Annotated in this window: 14 protein-coding genes; 4 read left to right on the forward strand and 10 right to left on the reverse strand. The window is 70.1% G+C overall.

All coding sequences use genetic code 11. The features are described 5' to 3' along the window. Window positions 1–61: 61 nt before the first annotated feature. The 5 genes from ONA70_RS13240 to ONA70_RS13260 form a co-directional block, all read right to left on the reverse strand. Window positions 62–1,186, reverse strand: coding sequence for an MGDG synthase family glycosyltransferase (locus ONA70_RS13240; protein WP_265006704.1), 1,125 nt, complete (start codon window positions 1,184–1,186; stop codon window positions 62–64). Window positions 1,187–1,330: 144 nt separating this feature from the next. Further along, entirely contained in the window at window positions 1,331–2,533 is a 1,203-nt protein-coding gene (locus ONA70_RS13245; protein WP_265006705.1) for a sugar phosphate isomerase/epimerase family protein, read from the reverse strand. Window positions 2,534–2,619: 86 nt separating this feature from the next. Further along, on the reverse strand, window positions 2,620–6,072 hold the full coding sequence (locus ONA70_RS13250; protein ID WP_265006706.1) for a ThuA domain-containing protein: 3,453 nt from the start codon (window positions 6,070–6,072) through the stop codon (window positions 2,620–2,622). Between the two features lie 370 nt (window positions 6,073–6,442). Further along, the gene (locus ONA70_RS13255) at window positions 6,443–7,390 is read right to left on the reverse strand and encodes a sugar phosphate isomerase/epimerase family protein (RefSeq protein WP_265006707.1); all 948 of its coding nucleotides are present in this window, start codon (window positions 7,388–7,390) and stop codon (window positions 6,443–6,445) included. Window positions 7,391–7,409: 19 nt separating this feature from the next. Beyond that, a complete protein-coding gene (locus ONA70_RS13260) occupies window positions 7,410–9,521 on the reverse strand; it encodes a PQQ-dependent sugar dehydrogenase (RefSeq protein ID WP_265006708.1) in 2,112 nt (703 codons plus the stop codon). 496 nt (window positions 9,522–10,017) lie between these two features. Here ONA70_RS13260 and ONA70_RS13265 point away from each other — a divergent pair, with 496 nt between their 5' ends. Both ONA70_RS13265 and ONA70_RS13270 read left to right on the forward strand, forming a co-directional pair. After that, window positions 10,018–11,772 carry a hypothetical protein gene (locus ONA70_RS13265; RefSeq protein ID WP_265006709.1) on the forward strand — a complete coding sequence of 585 codons (1,755 nt, stop codon included), beginning with the start codon at window positions 10,018–10,020 and terminating at the stop codon, window positions 11,770–11,772. Between the two features lie 91 nt (window positions 11,773–11,863). Beyond that, the gene (locus ONA70_RS13270) at window positions 11,864–13,936 is read left to right on the forward strand and encodes a beta-propeller domain-containing protein (protein ID WP_265006710.1); all 2,073 of its coding nucleotides are present in this window, start codon (window positions 11,864–11,866) and stop codon (window positions 13,934–13,936) included. Between the two features lie 117 nt (window positions 13,937–14,053). On the opposite strand, the gene ONA70_RS13275 is transcribed toward ONA70_RS13270, so the two are convergent. Then, window positions 14,054–14,434, reverse strand: coding sequence for a hypothetical protein (locus ONA70_RS13275; RefSeq protein WP_265006711.1), 381 nt, complete (start codon window positions 14,432–14,434; stop codon window positions 14,054–14,056). Window positions 14,435–14,506: 72 nt separating this feature from the next. On the opposite strand from ONA70_RS13275, the gene ONA70_RS13280 reads away from it, so the two are divergent. After that, the gene (locus ONA70_RS13280; protein ID WP_265006717.1) at window positions 14,507–15,394 is read left to right on the forward strand and encodes a TIGR03619 family F420-dependent LLM class oxidoreductase; all 888 of its coding nucleotides are present in this window, start codon (window positions 14,507–14,509) and stop codon (window positions 15,392–15,394) included. Between the two features lie 17 nt (window positions 15,395–15,411). On the opposite strand, the gene ONA70_RS13285 is transcribed toward ONA70_RS13280, so the two are convergent. Beyond that, complete coding sequence (locus ONA70_RS13285) at window positions 15,412–15,834, reverse strand: TIGR03668 family PPOX class F420-dependent oxidoreductase (RefSeq protein ID WP_265006712.1); 423 nt, start codon at window positions 15,832–15,834, stop codon at window positions 15,412–15,414. Between the two features lie 49 nt (window positions 15,835–15,883). Beyond that, window positions 15,884–16,348: a nuclear transport factor 2 family protein gene (locus tag ONA70_RS13290; protein ID WP_265006713.1), complete on the reverse strand. Its 465-nt coding sequence runs from the start codon at window positions 16,346–16,348 to the stop codon at window positions 15,884–15,886. 75 nt (window positions 16,349–16,423) lie between these two features. On the opposite strand from ONA70_RS13290, the gene ONA70_RS13295 reads away from it, so the two are divergent. Continuing rightward, window positions 16,424–16,834: an NUDIX hydrolase gene (locus tag ONA70_RS13295; RefSeq protein WP_265006714.1), complete on the forward strand. Its 411-nt coding sequence runs from the start codon at window positions 16,424–16,426 to the stop codon at window positions 16,832–16,834. 223 nt (window positions 16,835–17,057) lie between these two features. Here the strand turns inward: ONA70_RS13295 and ONA70_RS13300 are convergent, their stop codons facing one another. Both ONA70_RS13300 and ONA70_RS13305 read right to left on the reverse strand, forming a co-directional pair. Then, window positions 17,058–17,606, reverse strand: coding sequence for a hypothetical protein (locus ONA70_RS13300; protein WP_265006715.1), 549 nt, complete (start codon window positions 17,604–17,606; stop codon window positions 17,058–17,060). Window positions 17,607–17,830: 224 nt separating this feature from the next. After that, a partial coding sequence (locus tag ONA70_RS13305) for a hypothetical protein (protein WP_265006716.1) occupies window positions 17,831–18,024 on the reverse strand: 194 nt, incomplete at its 5' end.

Here is an 18,024-nt window from a genome sequence, read left to right on the forward strand (position 1 = left end):
AGGCATGGCGCGGCGGCGCTGGCCTTCTCCGGGGTCTCGGTCGACCTTCTGAACCGCTCCCTCACGCAACTCTCGGCGGGTCTGCGATCGTCACCAGGTCGCTCAGTGCATTCGCCAGCCGGTCCGGCCAGCCCGCCACGAACTCGGCGGGTCCGTCGACGGCGAAGTCGGTGCGCAACAGGTGCGGCGCGTGTGCGTATCTGCGAACCCACGAGACGACCTCGGACGGCTGCACGCACCGGGCTGTCCTCGCCGCCTCTGCGGCGCGGGCGTTGGACTCCTCCTGGCCGGGAACCACGTCGACGATGAGGGTCGGTCGTCCGCTGAAGGCCGCCTCGTTGAGGGTGAACCAGCCGGCCTTGCCGATAACCAGGTCACAGGCCGCGAGCAGCACGTCGAAGTCGTCGGACGCGCCCCGCACCAGGAACGGCCGGTGGGCCGCGAGGTCGCGGAAGCGGGCCAGCAGTGCCTTGTTGTCTCCCGCGTTGAGGATCAACTGCACGTCCAGATCACTGTCGGCCAGTTGCAGCGCGGCGGCCAGCACGCCCTGCCCCAGCCCCGCGCCGCCGGCGGTGAGCAGCACGGTGAACCGCTGGTCGAGGCCGATCCTGCGCCGGGCTTCCGCCTGCTGCTGGCGGGCCTGCAGTGCGGGCAGGACGGGGGCGCCGACGACGATGACCGGGGACGTGGGGCCCAACGCCCGGGCGGCGTCGTCCCGGGTCCCCGGATCGGTCAGCAGCAGCCGGTCGTACCGGCCGTGGAACCAGATCCGGTTGACCGGTCCGCTGTCCGTCACGAGCGGGATCACGGGTACGCCGCGGCCGGTCAGGCGGTGTGCGCAGAGGTAGCCGGCGACGGGGTGGGTGGCGATTACGAGATCGGGCATCATCCGCCGTAACCATTTTTCCGTCGATCTGCCGAACGCGAGGTTCGACAGGCCGCAGACGATCCCTGGCCACCGGCTGGCGAACTGGTAGAGCCGGTGGTGCGGACGCCCGCGCAGGCGGCTGGTGGACCACCGGTAGGCGGCGCGCAGGGCGCGATGCAGGCGTAGCGGCCGGAAGAGGTGGACGCAGACGTCCTCGACCGCTACGTCGAGGTCGGGGTTGCGTTCCCGCAGCAGGCGGCCGACGGCCTGGGCCGCCCGCATGTGGCCGTCCCCGAACGGCGCGCCGACGACGAGCACCCGCCGTATCTTCCTGCCCGCCACGGTCGGGTATTCCCGGATCGGTTCGACGTATACCTGCCGACTCCGGGGAGTCCCCCGGCCCAGGTCGGGGTCAGAGACGTCGTCGCCGGCCCGCGGCGGTCGCGGGCCGGCGACGACGGATCAGTAGCGCAGGGTACGGAGGTTGGCGTAGCTGTCGCAGGCCGACGAGACGCCGTCCGGGCGGGGGTTGTCGTTCTCGGTCAGGTAGTAGTCGACGCCGGCCATCTGGCTGTAGGCGAAGATGCGGGCGAAGTCGATGGTGCCCTCGCCCACGTCGGCGAACGAGCCGTCGGTGGCCATGTCCTTGACGTGGAACAGCGAGAACCGGCCCGGGTACTGCGTGATCAGCTCCACCGGGTCGGCGCCGACACTGCTCGCCCAGTACAGGTCGAGTTCCATCGCGACCAGGTTCGGGTCGGTCTCGCGTACCAGCACGTCGTAGCCGCGCACGCCGTTCTGGGCGGTGAACTCGAACCCGTGGTTGTGGTAGGCGACGGTGATGCCCGCCTTCTTCAGTTCGGCGCCGACGGTGTTGAGGGTGGCCGCCACCTGGGAGTAGTCGGCGGGTTTCCAGGAGGCCGAGCCTGAGATCCGGACGTAGCTGGCGCCGAACGCCTTGGCGTTGGCGATGACGCCGTCGAGGTTGCGCTGCAGGTCGGTGAGGCCGATCCCGATGGACGGGACGGACAGCCCGGCGTCGGCCACCAGGGGCGCCAGCGTGGTGGCCGTCTTGCCGTAGAAGTTGTTCACCGCGCCCGAGGGTTCCGCGTTGCGGTAGCCGCAGGCGGCGAGCGCGGCCAGGGTGGCTTCGGGGGCGGCCGGCATGGTGGCCCGCACGGTGTAGAGGACGAGGCCGATCCGGTCGTCGGGCAGCGCCCGGGTGCCGGGGGCCGGCTGCGGCTTGCCGATCTCGGAGTCGGCGGCTGCCCGAACGATGCTCGCGCTCTCCTGCGGGGTGATGACGTCGTCTTGGCGGAGCGTGTTGGCCAGCCCGCTGACGGTGCTCACGAAGCTGCCGTGGTCGGCGAACGGCGCCGCGGCCCAGACGGTGTCCAGGATCGTGCACCCGTCGCCGAGGTCGCGGTTGGGTACGCCCGAGTCGGCCGGGCCGTGGCCGAAGAAGACCGTGGACGAGGTGGTGTAGCCCCAGGGGCAGTTGTCGATGGTGACGGCGGCGGGGGCGCTCGTATCGTCGCTCGTCGATTCGGAGGCTGCCGCCGGGTTCGGCGTGAACGGCAGGAGTGCTGCGGCGAGCGACGCGGCGAGCAGGTGACGTGCTCGGCTGGATCGGTGGTGGGCCGGGCGGGTGGCGCTGGCATCCATGTTCTTCTCCCAAAGATGAGGCATGTGGGGTTGGGCTGGAGCGGTGGTGGCGGGGTGCCGTCCCACCCCGCCACCGCTCCGGGCGCTCAGCGCACCGTCACGACCACGGTCGAGGACATGGTTGCCCCGAGGCTGTCGGTGACGGTCAGCTGTGCGGTGTAGGTGCCCTTGCGGGCGTACGTGTGACTGGCGGACGCGCCGTGCACGGCGGCCGTGTTGTCGCCGAAGTCCCACGCGTAGTCGGTGATGGTGCGCCCAGCCGCCGGCGAGCCGGTCCCGGTGAACGCGACCGCCAGTGGCGCGGTGCCGGTGGCGGGGGTGGCCGAGGCCGAGACCGTGGCGTCGGTCTGTTCGCGTACGCCGGCGCCGTTGAAGCGCAGCCAGTCCAGCGCCATCAGGTCGGGCGTGCCGCCGGTCTGGTTCGGGTTGACGAAGACCAGGTAGAGCGTGGTGGTACGGCCCGGATCGGTCAGCTCGACGGTGGGTGAGACGAGGTTGTCCCAGCCGCCGGTGCTGCCGATGGTGGCCCGACCGAGGAGTTCGCCGGTGGGGGAGTCGGCCCTGATCTCGATGTCGCCGCCGCTGCTGCCGGAGGCGACCCCGAGGGTGACCGAGTCGATGTTGCGGAGGTTGGCCGGGCCGAAGTTGATCCACTCGCCGTTGTCGATGTCACCGATGCGCTTGCCGGCGCTCGCGGTGGCCCGGTCGATCACCTGGATGCCGCTCTGGCCGTCGAAGTGCTCGGCCTCCTTGCGTTTGGTCTGCAGCTCCGCCCGGGTCGAGCCGACCAGCTCAGGTGCGCCGGCCGCCCCGCCGTCGGTGTACTGGGCGGTGAGCACGGTGTAGAGGTTCTGTCCCGGGCCGTGCCCGTCACCGCCGTTGCTCTCGGTGGCCGCGACGCCGGTGCATCCGATGTAGTTGTCCAGCGGGTGGGTGTGCGAGTCGTGGCCGAGCTGGGTCTGTACGACCACCTTCGAACAGTCGATGCTGTTCTCCTCCGGGTCGGTGACCGTCACGGTGTACGGGATGCGGTCACCGAAGTCGAAGAAGGCGCCGTCGGGGACGCTGAGGGTCACCGTCGGGCGCGTGTTGCCGGCGGTGATCTCCTGTACGGCGACGGCCTTCTGCCCGTTGGTGGCGGTGACGGTGAGCCGGGCGGTGTAGCGCCCCGGCGTGCTGTAGGTGTGGCTGGGGTTGGCGGCGGTGGAGTCGACGCTGCCGTTGCCGTCGAAGTCCCAGGCGTACTGGATGGTGGTGCCGTCCGGCCCGGCGGAGCCGGCGCTGGAGAAGGCGACGGTCAGCGGCGCGGGTCCGCTGTCGGTGTCGACGCTCAGTTTGGCCACCGGCGGCCGGCTGTTGGCGACGTAGTCGATGCGGTAGATGCCGGCGCCCTTGTTGCTGCCGCCGCGACCGCTGCCGCTGCCCTCGCCGAAGTCGATGACGTAGAGGGAGCCGTCCGGCCCGAACTCCGCCTCGAACGGCTGGATCCACGACATGTTGGCGAAGATCCCGTTGATGGACTGCAGGTCACCGACGTTGGTGGGGTCGAAGCGGGGATCGCTGAAGGTCTGCGCGGTCTGGTGGACCGACAGCGTCTTGAACCACTTGCGGGTCAGCTCGTAGACGATCCACTTGCCGTCGAAGTACTGCGGGAACTTGGTCAGCCTCTTGTTTGACGGGTCGTAGTCGTAGACGGGGCCGCTCATCGGGCCGCCGCCGCCGGTGCCGAGTTCGGGGAACTGCGGGGAGGCCGAGTAGGCGTACCAGACCAGGGCGGGCTTGGCCGCGGGCAGGTTGGTCAGGCCGGTGTTGTTGGGGGAGTCGTTGACCGGCGCGGCGCAGTCGAACTTCGGCCCGGAGGTGCCGGTGGCGAAGTCGTAGTCGTTGAACGGGATGTTGTTGCCGATGCAGTAGGGCCAGCCGTAGTTGCCGGCGCTGGTGATCCGGTTGAACTCGACGGTCCCTTCCGGGCCGCGGTTCGGGTTGGCCGACCGGGCGTCGGGGCCGTAGTCGGCCACCAGCAGCGCGTTGGACTTCGAGTCGACGGTGATCCTGAACGGGTTCCGCAGGCCCATCGCGTAGATCTCGGGCCTGGTCCCAGGCGTGCCCGGGGCGAACAGGTTGCCGTCCGGGATCGCGTACCCGCCGGTGGGCAGGGGCTTGATCCGCAGGACCTTGCCGCGCAGGTCGTTGGTGTTGCCGGCGGTGCCCTGCGCGTCGTACGCGCGGCGACCGGCCCGCTCGTCGACGGGGGTGAAGCCGCTGGACTCGAACGGGTCGGTGTTGTCGCCGATGGCGGCGTACAGGTTGCCCTGCTGGTCCATCGTCACCGAGCCGCCCATGTGGGAGTTGGCCCGCGCCTCACCGCGCCAGGTGGGGATCGTGAGCAGCCGCTTCTCCGAGTCGAGGCTGACGCTGTCGCCGTTGACGGTGAACCGGGACATGTTCAGCTGCTTCTCCACCCGGTCGGACCAGAGCAGGTAGATCCAGTTGTTCTGGTCGAAGTGCCGGTCCAGCGTCATGCCGAGCAGGCCGTCGGACTGGCTGGTCTGCTCCGGCGTGTAGGCGAAGTCCAGCAGGGTGGTGACGGCGAGGGTGTCCTGGTTGACGACCTTCAGCGCGCCGGTGCGCTCGATGTAGAAGACCCGGCGGTCCGGCGCCACGGCCAGTTCGAACGGGTCGGACAGGTTCTGGTTGACCAGGGGGATCCGCTCGAAGTTGGTGGTCCTGGTGGCGCCGCAGTCACCGGGGGCGGCGCCCGCCGCCCACCGGATGCCACCGAGCAGGTGCTGCAGGAACGCCGGCTCCTGGAACGAGGAGGAGCTGTGTCCGCCGGCGGTGAACCAGGACCGGCCGCCGTCGTAGTTCTGGCACCACGAGTACGGATGGTCGACGCCCTCGTTCAGCCCGGAGATGCCGTCGCGCACCTTGATCTGGGCCAGGGTGTGGACCTTGCCGGTGGGGTTGGTCCGCCAGTTGTACCACTCCTCGCTGCGCTCCCACAGCTCCGGCAGGCCCTTGGTGGAGGGGTGGGCGTGGTCGAGGACCTTGATCCGGCCGGGGAAGGTGCCGCCGGTGCGGGAGAAGTCCGGGTGGTTCTCGAAGATGGCCCCGACCAGTCCCTCGTACCAGCCCCAGTCCCGCTCGCTCGCCGAGGCGGCGTGCAGGCCGACCCAGCCGCCGCCGTCGCGGACGAACCGCTGCAGCGCGGCCCGCTGGTCGGCGTTGAGCAGGTCGCCGGAGGCCGGGGTGGAGTTGGTGTTGTTGAACACGAGGGCGTCGAACCGGGCCAGGTTGGCGTCGGTGAACGCGGCCGCGTCGGTGGTGGCCTCGACGGCGAAGCCGTACTGGTCGCCGAGCTGTTCGACGGCGGCCACGCCGGCCGGGATGGAGTCGTGGTAGAAGTTCGTGACCTTGGAGAAGACCAGGACCCGGAAATTGTCGGCGGTGGTGGATTCGGCGGCGGTCGCGGGCGTGCTCGACAACAGGAGGGTGACAGCCGCGAGCAGGGCGAAAATTAGCGTGCGTTGGCGTCTCATACACGCGCTCCTCAACGGGCGACGGGGGTAGGAAAGCGCTTTCACGTTCCCTGCACACTACGAGATCAATTTCGATGGGTCAATATCCTGGCGGTGCCCTCATTTCGAGTGGTGCTGAATCGTTGCTGGTCAACGCCCCGTGACGGCGGGAATGGCGGCCAGCCGTCGGTGCTTTCCTTTCCACGACTAATTGCTCCCTCGACGGAGGGAGCTGGCCTTGTCGAATATGTGTTCCGGTGGGTCGCTGACGGTTCGCACAATGGCGGCGGTGGGGCACCAGGGCCGGCCATTCCGGCGGGTCGGCAGGAAGCGCGCTCCCGCGTACCGGTGGCCGGCCCTGGTGCCCGTCAGCGCCGCATTCCGCGGCTGCTCAGAACCGCAGCTTGCGCAGGTAGCGGTAGCCGACCTCGGCAGTCCGCTGCGGCGTCACATCCGGGGTGTCGTTCTCGACGATGTACTCCAGCACCGAGTGCTCCCGGAAGATCCGCGCAAAATCGATCATCCCGGTGCCCAGGTCGGCCATGTCGCCGGTGGAGGCGTCCCGGTCCTTCACGTGGAACTGCAGGACCCGCTGCGGCGCCGAGCGGATCACGTCCAGCGTGAAGCCCTCCGGATCGGCGACGCCGTCACCGGAGTTGATGCCGCCGGTGACCGCCCAGTAGATGTCGACCTCCAGGTGCACGAGGTTCGGGTCGAGCTCCGCGGTCAGCACGTCCCACGGGCGCTTGCCGCCGCCGAGGTCGATGGTGAACTCGTGGGCGTGATTGTGGTAGCCGTACCGCAGACCGGCCGCCCGCGCCGCGGCGGCTTCGGTGTTCATCTGCTCCGCCCAGCGCTTCCAGTCGTCCGCGCGCTCGGAGTACAGGTACGGCACCACCATGAACTGCTGGCCCAGCGTGACCGCGTTCTGGATCTTCTGCTCCAGCTCGGCGGCGCTGCCGGCGATCCCGTCATGGCTGGAACTGCCCCGGATGCCGATGCCGTCCAGGAACTGACGCAGCTGGGCGGCACTACGACCGAAGTAGCCGAGCGCCAGCTCCACCCGCGGATACCCGAGCCGGGCCAGGTGGGTGAGGGTCGCGTCGTACCCGGGCGCACCCCACAGCGCGTCGCGCACCGTCCACAGCTGGATGCTGATCAGGCCCGGCGGCACCTGCGTGCGTCCCGTGGTGTTCGTGGTGGCCGACGCGGCCACCGCGCCGAGACCGGACGACGCGAGCCCGACGCCAGCGAGAGCGGCCAACGAGCCGCGCAGCAGGCTGCGCCGGTCAACAACGGACTGCCGCAGCGCGGCCGTCCCGTCGTATCCGTAACACATGGTTTCTCCTCTTCCAGGACTATGCGGTCGGCGTCAGGACGACCTGGTCGCTGCCGGACAGGGACGGCAGGCCGTCACCGCCGGCGTCGGTGTATGACGCCACGAACACGGCGGTCAGGTTGTCGTGCGCCGGGTCGTGGCCGGACGGCACCGTCGTCTGGATCGACCCGGTGCAGCCGTTGGCGGTGGTCTGCGGGTGCCCGTGCTGGTCGTGGCCGAGGATGTAGGTGACGCTGACGCGGGCGCAGTCCACCGGCTGGTCGTCGGTCACCCGCACCTCGAACTGCACGGTGTCGCCGAACTTGAACGGTTGGCCCTCGACCGGCTTGACCAGCTCCACCACCGGCGCGGCGTTGCCGACGACGATCCGGACCGACGCGGAGGCCGACAGGCCGCCCGGGTCGCTCACCTTCAGCGTGGCGTCGTAGAGGCCGTTCTTCCGGTACGTGAACGTCGGGTTCGCCGTGCGCGAGTCGACCTTGCCGTCGTTGTCGAAGTCCCACGCGTACGCCAGCCGGTCGCCGTCGTAGTCCGTGGTGTCCTCGCTGGAGAACGTGACGGTCAGCGGGGCGACCCCGTTGGTCGGCGTGGCCGAGACCTGCGGCACCGGGCTGTGGTTGCCCTTCCAGCCGGTGTAGTCGATCCGGGCCAGCTGCGCGTCCGGGTTCTCGCTGAAGAAGCCGTCGCCGTACTCGAGCACGTAGAGCGCGCCGTCCGGGCCGAACTCCAGGTCCATCGGGTTGTCGAAGATGAACGACGGCAGCACCGGCTCGATCCCGGCCAGCTCACCGCCGGAGTTGAGCCGGAAGCCCTTCACGTAATCCCGGGTCCACTCGTGGAACAGCGGCATGCCGTCGTAGTACGCCGGCCACGCCACCGGCGCGCGTCCCTGCGTCGACGGGAAGGTGAAGTGGTACGCCGGCCCGGCCATCGGACCGATGCCACCGGTGCCCAGCTCGGGGAACTGCGCCGACGGGCCGTAGCCGTACCAGACGTCCGGCTGTTGCACCGGCGGTAGCTGCCGCAGCCCGGTGTTGTGCGGCGACTCGTTGACCGGCGCGGCACAGTTGAACGCCGCCCCGGACCGGCCGGTGGCGAAGTCGTAGTCCACGTACGGCAGCCGCGCGGTGGCGCAGTACGGCCACCCGTAATTGCCCGCCTCGCGGGCGGCGAACCACTTGCCCTGCCCGGCCGGCCCGCGCGCCGGATCCGCCTCGCCCGCGTCCGGCGAGTAGTCGCCGACGTACAGGTCACCGGTCTGCCGGTTCAGTTCGATCCGGAACGGGTTGCGCAGACCCATCAGGTAGATCTCCGGCCGGGTACCGGCCGTGCCCTCCGGGAACAGGTTGCCGTCCGGGATGCTGTACCCGCCGTTCGCGCCTACCTTGATACGCAGGATCTTGCCGCGCAGGTCGTTCGTGTTGGCCGCGGTGCGCTGCGCGTCATACGCCGGGTTGCGGCCCGCACGCTCGTCGATCGGCGCGTAACCGCCGGACTCGAACGGGTTGGTGTCGTCACCGGTGGACAGGTACAGGTTGCCCTTGGCGTCGAAGACGATGTCGCCGCCGACGTGACAGCAGATGCCCCGGTCGACCGGCACGTCGATGATCTGCTGCTCGGTGGACAGGTCCAGCTTGTCCTTGACCAGCCGGAACCGGGACAGCCGGATCGCGCCCTTGAACTTCGCGAAGTCCGCGGCGGTGCCCCAGGCCGGGGCGTCGCCCTCGTTGACGTCCGGGGTCGACGGGTCGTCGACCGGGGTGTTCATCGGCGGGGAGTAGTACAGGTAGACCCAGTTGTTGCCGCCCTTGCCGAAGTTCGGGTCGATCGCGACGTTCTGCAGGCCCTCCTCGTCGTGCCGGTAGACGTCCAGGGTCGCGGCGATCGTGTTGCGGCCGCTGGTGGGGTCGTGCAGCCAGACCTCACCCGCGCGGGTCACGTGCAGCACCCGGCTGTCGGGCAGCACCGCGAGGTCCATCGGCTCGCCCGGGTTGTCGTTGAGAGTCACCTTCTGGAAGTCGCTCTCCGGCGGCGCACCGGACGTGCCGGGCGCAGCCATCGCGACGGTGGGGGTGGCGACGAGCGCCACGGTCGTCAGACTCGCTACAGCGAGCGCGAGTTGTCTCATCATCTGCCTCTCCTTGTGCTGGGGACCGGTCGGGGCAGGTCGAGGGGTACGGCCAACTGCTCCTTGTGGTGGACATGTGGGCACGGCTGAGTTGCCCGTCGCTGGGCACGCGGCTGTCGCGGCGCCGGCCGGGTTGCTGATGGCGTCGCAGTGGCGTTCGGGGACGGGCGGAGGGCTGAGGTAGGGGACAGGTGGCAGGTCAGGTGTTGGCCGGCTGCCAACAGCCGTCTGGTGTCACCGCCGAGGGGCCGCCGACCCGGCGGTTAACCCCGACGAAACACTCTTCACCTGGCCGACGCTACAAAAGACATGTCCACATGTCTATAGCTTTCATCCGAAGCGATCGAACTTTCCTTCGGTCACAACGAAAGTGGTCCGGGTGGCCGGCAGTGTGCGCCCTTCGGCCATCCGCCACTGTGGATGAACCGTATGCCCGACCCGCCGCGAGGCCACCATCCGTAAGATCGACAAACATTCGTCCGAACCAATGGGAGGGAACATGCACGGAGGTCCGCAACGTCGCGCACCGATCCGTAGCCTGCGGCTGGTCGCCGTAGGCGCCATTCTCGCCACCGTCCTCGTGCCCGCAGTCAAGGCTCCCGCAGCACCCGCCCAGCCGCGCTTCGAGGGCACGTTCAGCCAAGCCGCCGCGTACGACATCTCGCGGCCGGTCAGCGAGATCGCCCGCCAGTCCAGGTCCACCGCCGCCGCCCCGGCGACGACGGCGAGCTCGGACGAGATCCGCCCCGAACGAGGCCGAACCGCCACCGGCCGCGGCCACTCCGCCGACGCGGCGCTGCGCGACGCCACCGTGCCGCAGAGCATCGGCGGCACCATCGCGAACTTCGAGGGCTTCGGCCAACAGGACAACTTCACCGTCACCGGCCGCCGCGTCAACCCGCCGGACCCGGTCGGCGACGTCGGACCCAACCACTACGTCCAGATGAACAACCTGGTCTGGGGCGTGTTCTCCAAGACCGGCACGCGCCTGGCCGGCCCGATGAGCCTCGGGTCACTGTGGGCCGGTTTCCCCGTCGAGCAGTGCAGCGACAACGCCGGCGACCCGATCGTCCTCTACGACCAGTTCGCCGACCGGTGGATCCTGTCCCAGTTCACCTCGCGCGGCTCGAACTACCCGAACGAGCCGCTCAGCCTGTTCTACAACTGCATCGCGGTCTCCACGACCGGTGACCCGACCGGCTCCTACTACCGGTACGCCTTCACCACCGGATACAACTTCCCCGACTATCCGAAGTACGGCGTCTGGCGCGACTCGTACCTGATCACCACCCGGGAATTCGGCATCCAGGACCCGTCGATCTACCAGATCGGCGTGTACGGCCTCGAGCGCAACAAGCTCATCGAGGGCGACCCGAACGCCCGGGCCGCGAGCGTCGTGCTGCGGGACGGCCAGGTCCCGCTGTCACTGATCGGCGACGGCCTGCTGCCACCCGACGCGGACGGCAAGACCAAGCCCAAGAACGACGCGCCCGCGCCGATCGTCGGCACCCAGGACGACGACGCCTCCTACGGCGCGACCTCCGACGCGCTGAACATCTGGGACTTCGACGTCAAGTGGACCGCGAGACCCACTGCGTCCATCGCGTTCAAGGCACAACTCCCCGTCGCCGCGTTCGACTCGATCTACCCGTGCGGGCCGACCCGCGGCTGCCTGCCCCAGCCGGGCATCACCAACCCTGACCAGTTCCTCGACGTGCTGTCGTACCGGCAACGGCCGATCTGGCGGCTCGCCTACCGCAACAACGGCACGTACGAAAGCCTGGTCACCAACCAATCGGTCGAGGCGACGCCCGGGCACGCCGGCACCCGCTGGTACGAGATCCGCCGGGTCAACGGCGAATACACCGTCCACCAGCAGGGCACCCACGCACCCGCCGACGGCATCCACCGCTGGCTGGGCAGCATCGCCCAGGACAAGAACGGCAACACCGCCCTGGGCTACAGCGTCGTCAGCGCGATCGACGTGTACCCCGGCATCCGGTACACCGGCCGCCTCGCCGGCGACCCCCTCGGCGAGATGACCCTCGGCGAAGGAGTGATCGTCAACGGCACCGCCGCCCAGACAACCCCGAACTCGCGGTGGGGCGACTACTCCTCGTTGAACGTCGACCCCGTCGACGACTGCACCTTCTGGTACGTCAACGAGTACTACACCGTCGAGGGCGCTGCCCTCGCGCCGGCCGGCAACGGCTGGCAGACCCGGATCGCCAGCTTCAAGCTTCCGGGCTGCTGAATCCACCGGTGGCAGCCACGCCGCCGCACGCGGCGTGGCTGCCACCGGGCCGGAAAGGAACCTACAGAGGGGCAGACACGTCGTAGGACGCATGACAGGTAGCAGCGTCCACGTACCCCGCCGGACGGCCACCATCGGCATCCCCCGAGTCGTGGGCCTGGCCCTTGTCGCCGGTCTGGCCCTGGCCACCGGCTGCACGGCAGAGCCGGTTCCCCCGCCGCCACGTGACCGGGCAGTGCCGGCCGGCGCCTTCCGGCTCGTCGCGTTCGACTCCTGCGCCGAGGCGCTGCAGCAGCTCAAGACGGCTGCCAAGGGGTACGTCGGGCCCTGGGGGTTCGGGCCGAACGGGGGCATCCGTACCTTCGGCGGGGCGGAAAAGACCGGGGCGATGCGGGCGGATGCGGCCTCCGGGACCACCGCACAAGTCCCGCTGAACGCGGTGCCCGGGGCTGCCGACTCCGGCTATTCGGGCACCAACACCCACGAGGCCGGTGTCGACGAACCCGACCTGGTCAAGACCGACGGCAAGCGGATCGTCACCGTCAGCCGAGGAACCCTGCACGTGATCGACCCGGCCACCCGCCGGCTGACCGGGAAACTGAAACTGGCACCCGCTGGGTTCGGTGCCGCAGACAGCCTGCTGCTACAGGGCGACCGGGCGCTTGTGCTGCTCCCGGAGGGGTGGGCCGCGGTCGCGAAACCCGCCGTCCGTGAGGGAGGCGGCCAGGTCGTCCCGGCAGACCCCCCGATGCCGGACGACATCGCCGGCCCTCGGGTGATCATGGTCGACCTCTCCGGCCAGCCGAAGACCATCGGCGAATACCGGATCGACGGCGATCTGGTGGACGCCCGCCAGGTCGGCACCACGGTCCGCGTCGTGGTCCGCTCCGCGCCCCGGCTGACCTTCCCGTACCAGGAACGGGCCACCGACGAGCAGCGCACCGCCGCCGCTCGCGAGATCATCGACCACGCCACCATCGACGACTGGCTGCCCCGGTACGAGGTCACCTCCGGCGGGCGGACCAGCACCGGGCAGGTCGGCTGCGACCGGGTGAGCCGGCCGGCCACCTACTCCGGCACGTCGCTGGTGACCGTGCTCAGCTTCGACCTCGGTGCGGCCGTGCTCGGCGCCGGCGACCCGGTCACCGTGCTCGCCGACGGCGACACCGTCTACAGCAACGGACCCCGGCTGTACGTCGCCAACGACCAGCGCTGGCGGGTGCTGCCAATGCTGACCGCGCGCAACGCCGCACCCGACCCCAAGGACGAGACCACCGAGATCTACCAGTTCGACACCTCGGGCGCGGGAGCCCCCCGCTACGTCGCCGCCGCATCCGTACCCGGCTGGCTGATCAACCAGTACGCCATGTCGGAATGGGACGGGCACCTGCGAGTGGCCACCACCAGCGGCCGTACCTGGGGCGCCAAACCCGACTCGACGTCCAGCGTGTACGTCCTGCGCGCCGACGGCAAGACGCTGACCCGGGTCGGCAAGGTCACCGGACTGGGCAACGGGGAACGGATCCACGCCGTACGGTTCGTCGGCGGCACCGGGTACGTCGTCACCTTCCGCCAGACCGACCCGCTCTACACCGTCGACCTGCGTGACCCGACCGCACCGAAGGTGAGCGGCGAACTGAAGATCAACGGATACTCGGCGTACCTGCACCCGGTCGGCGACGGACGGCTGCTCGGCGTCGGGCAGGAGGCCTCCGACCAGGGCCGCGTCCAGGGCACCCAACTCTCGCTCTTCGACGTCTCGGATCCGGCCACGCCGACCCGGATCGCCCAGTACCACGTCAAGAAGGGGCAATCCGATGCGGAGTTCGACCCGCACGCGTTCCTCTACTGGCCGGCCGAACGCCTGGTCGTGATCCCCCTGACCGTCTACGGCACAAGCGCCGCGAGCATCCCTGGCGTGGTGGACCGCCGTGGTGTCCCGGGCCGGCCCAGCAACGTGGCGCTGGCACTGCGGGTCGACGACGGCAGGTTCACCGAGGTCGGCGCGGTCGCGCACACGCCCGACACGAGTCGCCACGACGACCTGACGCCGATCCGCCGGTCATTGGTGGTCGACGGCGTGCTCTGGACCGTCTCCGACGCCGGCCTCAAGGCGACCAGCCTCGCCACCATGAAGACCCTCGGCTGGCTGCCTACGGCCTGATCCGCAGGGCGGTGTCCGGGGCAGCCCGCCGCCCCGGACACGCCCTACCAGGCGGGGAACATGATGGCGGGCGTCAACCCCGCACGACCGGCTCTCCGGTGGGCCAGACCGCATGGGTCAAAGGCGCGTACCCGTCCGAGCCCACCACGGGTGTACCCAGCCAGCCGTGATCACCACCGCGCCCACGACGAGCAACGCCGCGCTGCGCCGGCGGGCGCCGACGGCCATCACCGCGTCACCCGCGAGCCGCACCGCCTGAGCGGACGCTGGCATGTGCGCCCGCACCCACCGTCCCCGCCGGGTGCGCGCGAGTGCGTCGAGATCCGCCAGGCGCAGCACCGCCACCGAACCCGCGACCGGGAGCCCGACGCGGACGGCGGCTGCCGCCTTCGGGTGCGAGCGCCAGAGCAGGAGATTCGAGATCAGGCTCGCGGTCACGTCCGCCGAGATCTTGGCCGGGTGAACCTGATGGACCAGGACACGGTCGGACAGTCGCATGACGCCATCCTCCACCTGTCCCGGACAGAAACTGGGTACCGTGCCGGGGTGGAGGTTGGATTCGCCCCGCCCGTGTCCGGCTCGTGGGCCACACCAGAAAACATGATCCACGTCGCCCGCCGCGCCGAACAGCTCGGCTACCACTCGCTGTGGACGTTCCAGCGTCTCCTGGTGCCCGCCGACCTTGGCTGGAGCGAGGCCTACCACAGCGTCCACGACCCGCTGACCACGCTCGCGTTCCTGGCGGCCCACACCACGCGGATCCGGCTCGGCGTCGCGGTGCTCAACATGCCCTTCATCTCCCCGGTGGTGCTGGCCAAGCAGGCCGCCACCCTCGACATCCTCGCCGGCGGACGGCTCGACATCGGACTCGGACTCGGCTGGGCCGACGAGGAATACCAGGCGACCGGCGTGAGCAAGCACCGGCGAGGCCACCGCGCTGAGGAATTCCTCACCGTCCTTCGCACCCTCTGGCAGAACGACGTCGCCGAGCACCGCGGCGAGTTCTACCAGATACCGCCGACGCGTCTGGAGCCGAAGCCGGTACAGCGGCCACACCCGCCGATCCTGCTCGGCGGCCAGGCGCCCGCGGCGCTGCACCGGGCGGGCCGGCTCGCCGACGGCTGGGTCAGCGGCAGCCAGGAGGACCTGACGGGCATCGGCGAGGCGGTCGCGACGGTCAAGGCCGCCGCGGCGGATGCCGGGCGCGACCCCCACGCCTTGCGGTTCGTCTGCCGCGGCGCGGTCCGCGTACGTCCGGCGGGCCCCGCCGGACGCGAGCCGCTCACCGGCACGCTCGCGCAGATCCGGTCGGATCTGAGCCGGCTCGCCGACGCGGGAATCACCGAACTGTTCGTCGACCTCAACTTCGACCCGGAGATCGGCTCACCCCGTGCGGACGCGCAGGCGTCGCTGCGTCGGGCCGACGAGGTGCTCGACGCCCTCGCCCCGGCCCGCTGACACCCCCGCGCGGGCCCTCATTCGGCCCCATCCGCTGCGGACCACGCCGACCAGTGGGTCACCCGCACCGCGACCACCGGCCCCGCGGGTGGCCGCCGGACGTACTGCGGATATTTGTCGGCCAGCGCCGCGCGGGCCGCAGCCTCCTCCGCCTGGTCCTCCACCAGCCAGCCGTGCCCGTCCAGCCGGACCCACCACAGCCGCGACCAGTCCTCGTCGTATTCGTCGACCAGCAGGCAGGCATGCCCCGTCGCCCGGATGTTCTCCAGACGGCGCAGCTGCCGGTGGCGCTTGGGCTTCTCGTCGACCGCGTGGTAGACGACGTCGCCGAGCAGGACGAAGGACACCGGCACCAGGTGCGGGCGGCTGTCGGTCCCGACAGTGGCCAGCCGGGCCACCCGGGCCGATCCGACGCGTTGCCGGAGTTCGTCGGCGGGCACACCCCCGACCGTAACAGTGCCACTCCGACAATACGGCCCGGTCGAAGCACTACTGACCCGATTCGATCACCAGGCCGTCTCTCTCGTCGTCCCACGCCACGGCGCTGATCCGCCACCCGGCGGACGTCCGGACGAACTGCAGCGTCTTCATTCCCCGGGCGGTGAAAGGTGCCCCGTCCTGCACACCGGTCTTGGCGTAGCTGCAGAAGTGGTGAGCGATGTCGCCGAACACCTCGGTGCGCCCCGACAGTTCCCACTCACGAAAGTCGACCAGGGTGCCGCCGGACAGCAACGCCTGCCTCGGCACGATGAAACTCTCGACGCCGTAGACGGCGGGCTCGCGACCACAGGTCGCGATGATCACCGCCTCGGGCAGGAACACCTGCCGGAGCGCGTCGAGTCTGGCGCTGCTGTCCGCACCCGAGGTGAAGGCGGCGAAGAAGGTCCGTACGATGTCCGCGATCGCGGCCCGGTCGGTGGCCACGGCATCGCCCGACGCCTCGTTGTTGATCACGGCCCCAGCGTAGATGGTCGCGCTGGTCAATCTGAGCGGTCCTGTCACCGGTCTCGGGCATGGCACGATCTCGCAATGGCCACCTATGACATCGCACTCGTGCTGCTCGTCGATTCCTCCGGCGCGGTGCTGCTGCAGCACCGCGATGGAAACGCGGCCGCCTCGCCGAACCAGTGGAGCTTGCCAGGCGGCCATGTCGAGCCCGGCGAGTCGCCCGAGGAGGCAGCCCGCCGGGAACTGCGGGAAGAGACGGGTCTGACGGCGGGCGAGCTGCACCCGCTGTGGCGCGGTCCGCGTCCGTACGAGGCCGGCTTCCCGCACACGGTGACGGTCCACGTGTTCTCCGGCACCACCAGGGCTCGGCAGGAGGACGTGGTCCTCGGTGAGGGACGAGCCATGGTGTTCGTTCCCCGAGACGAGTTGCTCGACCGTGAGCTGGCGGTCTCCACGGCGCTGATCCTGTCCTCGCACCTCAAGGGCACGTGACGCGCGCCTACCGGTCATTTACGTGTCGTGGAGCGGGACCCTCAGCCCGTTCCTGGGAGAGGGACCGACGACTCCGGCTACGGTCCGGTCCTAACCGAGATTCAACTCGGCTTACTCGTGGCGGTACGTCACGCGTTGCTCGGCGCCGAGGAGGCGGAGGTGTGCCCAGAGTTCTCCGGCCGGGAGCTGACGGTTACGAATCACCTCGCGCCGGCTCATGCGGTCAATCTGCGGTGAGCGGCAGCTCGACCGGCTCGACGGCCGTGCTGGCCGGCGCTGAGTGGTGCGGCGCTGGGCGGCTCGGCAGTCGCGAGTGCCGGTGGTGGCGCACGGCGACCTCGCAGGTGACCAGGTGGATGGGCGCGGGCGGTGCGGCGAACAGCCCCGGCCCCCAGCGCACCCAGAGCGCGACCCGGCCGGCGTCGGCCTCGGCGAGGAGCTTCTCCACCGTGCGCCGGCGATCCGTGCGGTCCACCTCGATCACGACGGGACGACCGGCGGGACGCGCGAAGGCGACATCCACGACCGAGTGCCGGTTCTGGTACGGGGCGGGCAGCGGGACGACACTCGCGGCGCGTCGGTACACCCGGAAGCCCTGGGCCTCGCCCCAAGCGGCGACCGCGTCGACGAGGAGCGTGGTGACCTCGTCGGTCGCCCGGTCCACGAACGTGAGCCGGCCCAGGTGTGCCGTTAAGGAGGCGGCGAGCTCGTCGTCATTCAACGGTGCTTCCTCCGGCTTGGTGCGCGGGTCGCGCCCCGTGGCTTGCTGCATGGCGGCAGTCTCGCAGGAGAAGAAGCTGCCGCGTTTCATGGGTGAAGGGACCTGGGTCGGCCGACCTGCCAGACGGGGTCATCGGGTGCGGGCCGGCCACCAAGGCAATCCAACGGTTTGGCAGAGAAGCAGCAGCGGCCGACGGCCGTTGACCCGGGTGCCGCTGGGGAGGCGGGGCAGGCCGCAGGTGAGCAGCCGCGCCACAGCGCCGTCGAGCAACGGGGCTACCCAGTGCGCGTTGTCGAACAGACGGTTCGGCGTTGCCTGCGGCAGGCGGAGCGGCCGGCCACCACATGGTCGACCTCTTTCGCCGCGTTCTCGGCGACGACGAACACGTGTGGCGAGATGCGGCCCCGGCGGAAGCCCTCCGACCAGGCGCGGCGGGGTATCCCGGACATCACGCGGCCCCGCCGCTGCC

This window comes from Micromonospora yasonensis, from assembly GCF_026013475.1.
GTDB classification, from domain to species: domain Bacteria; phylum Actinomycetota; class Actinomycetes; order Mycobacteriales; family Micromonosporaceae; genus Micromonospora; species Micromonospora yasonensis.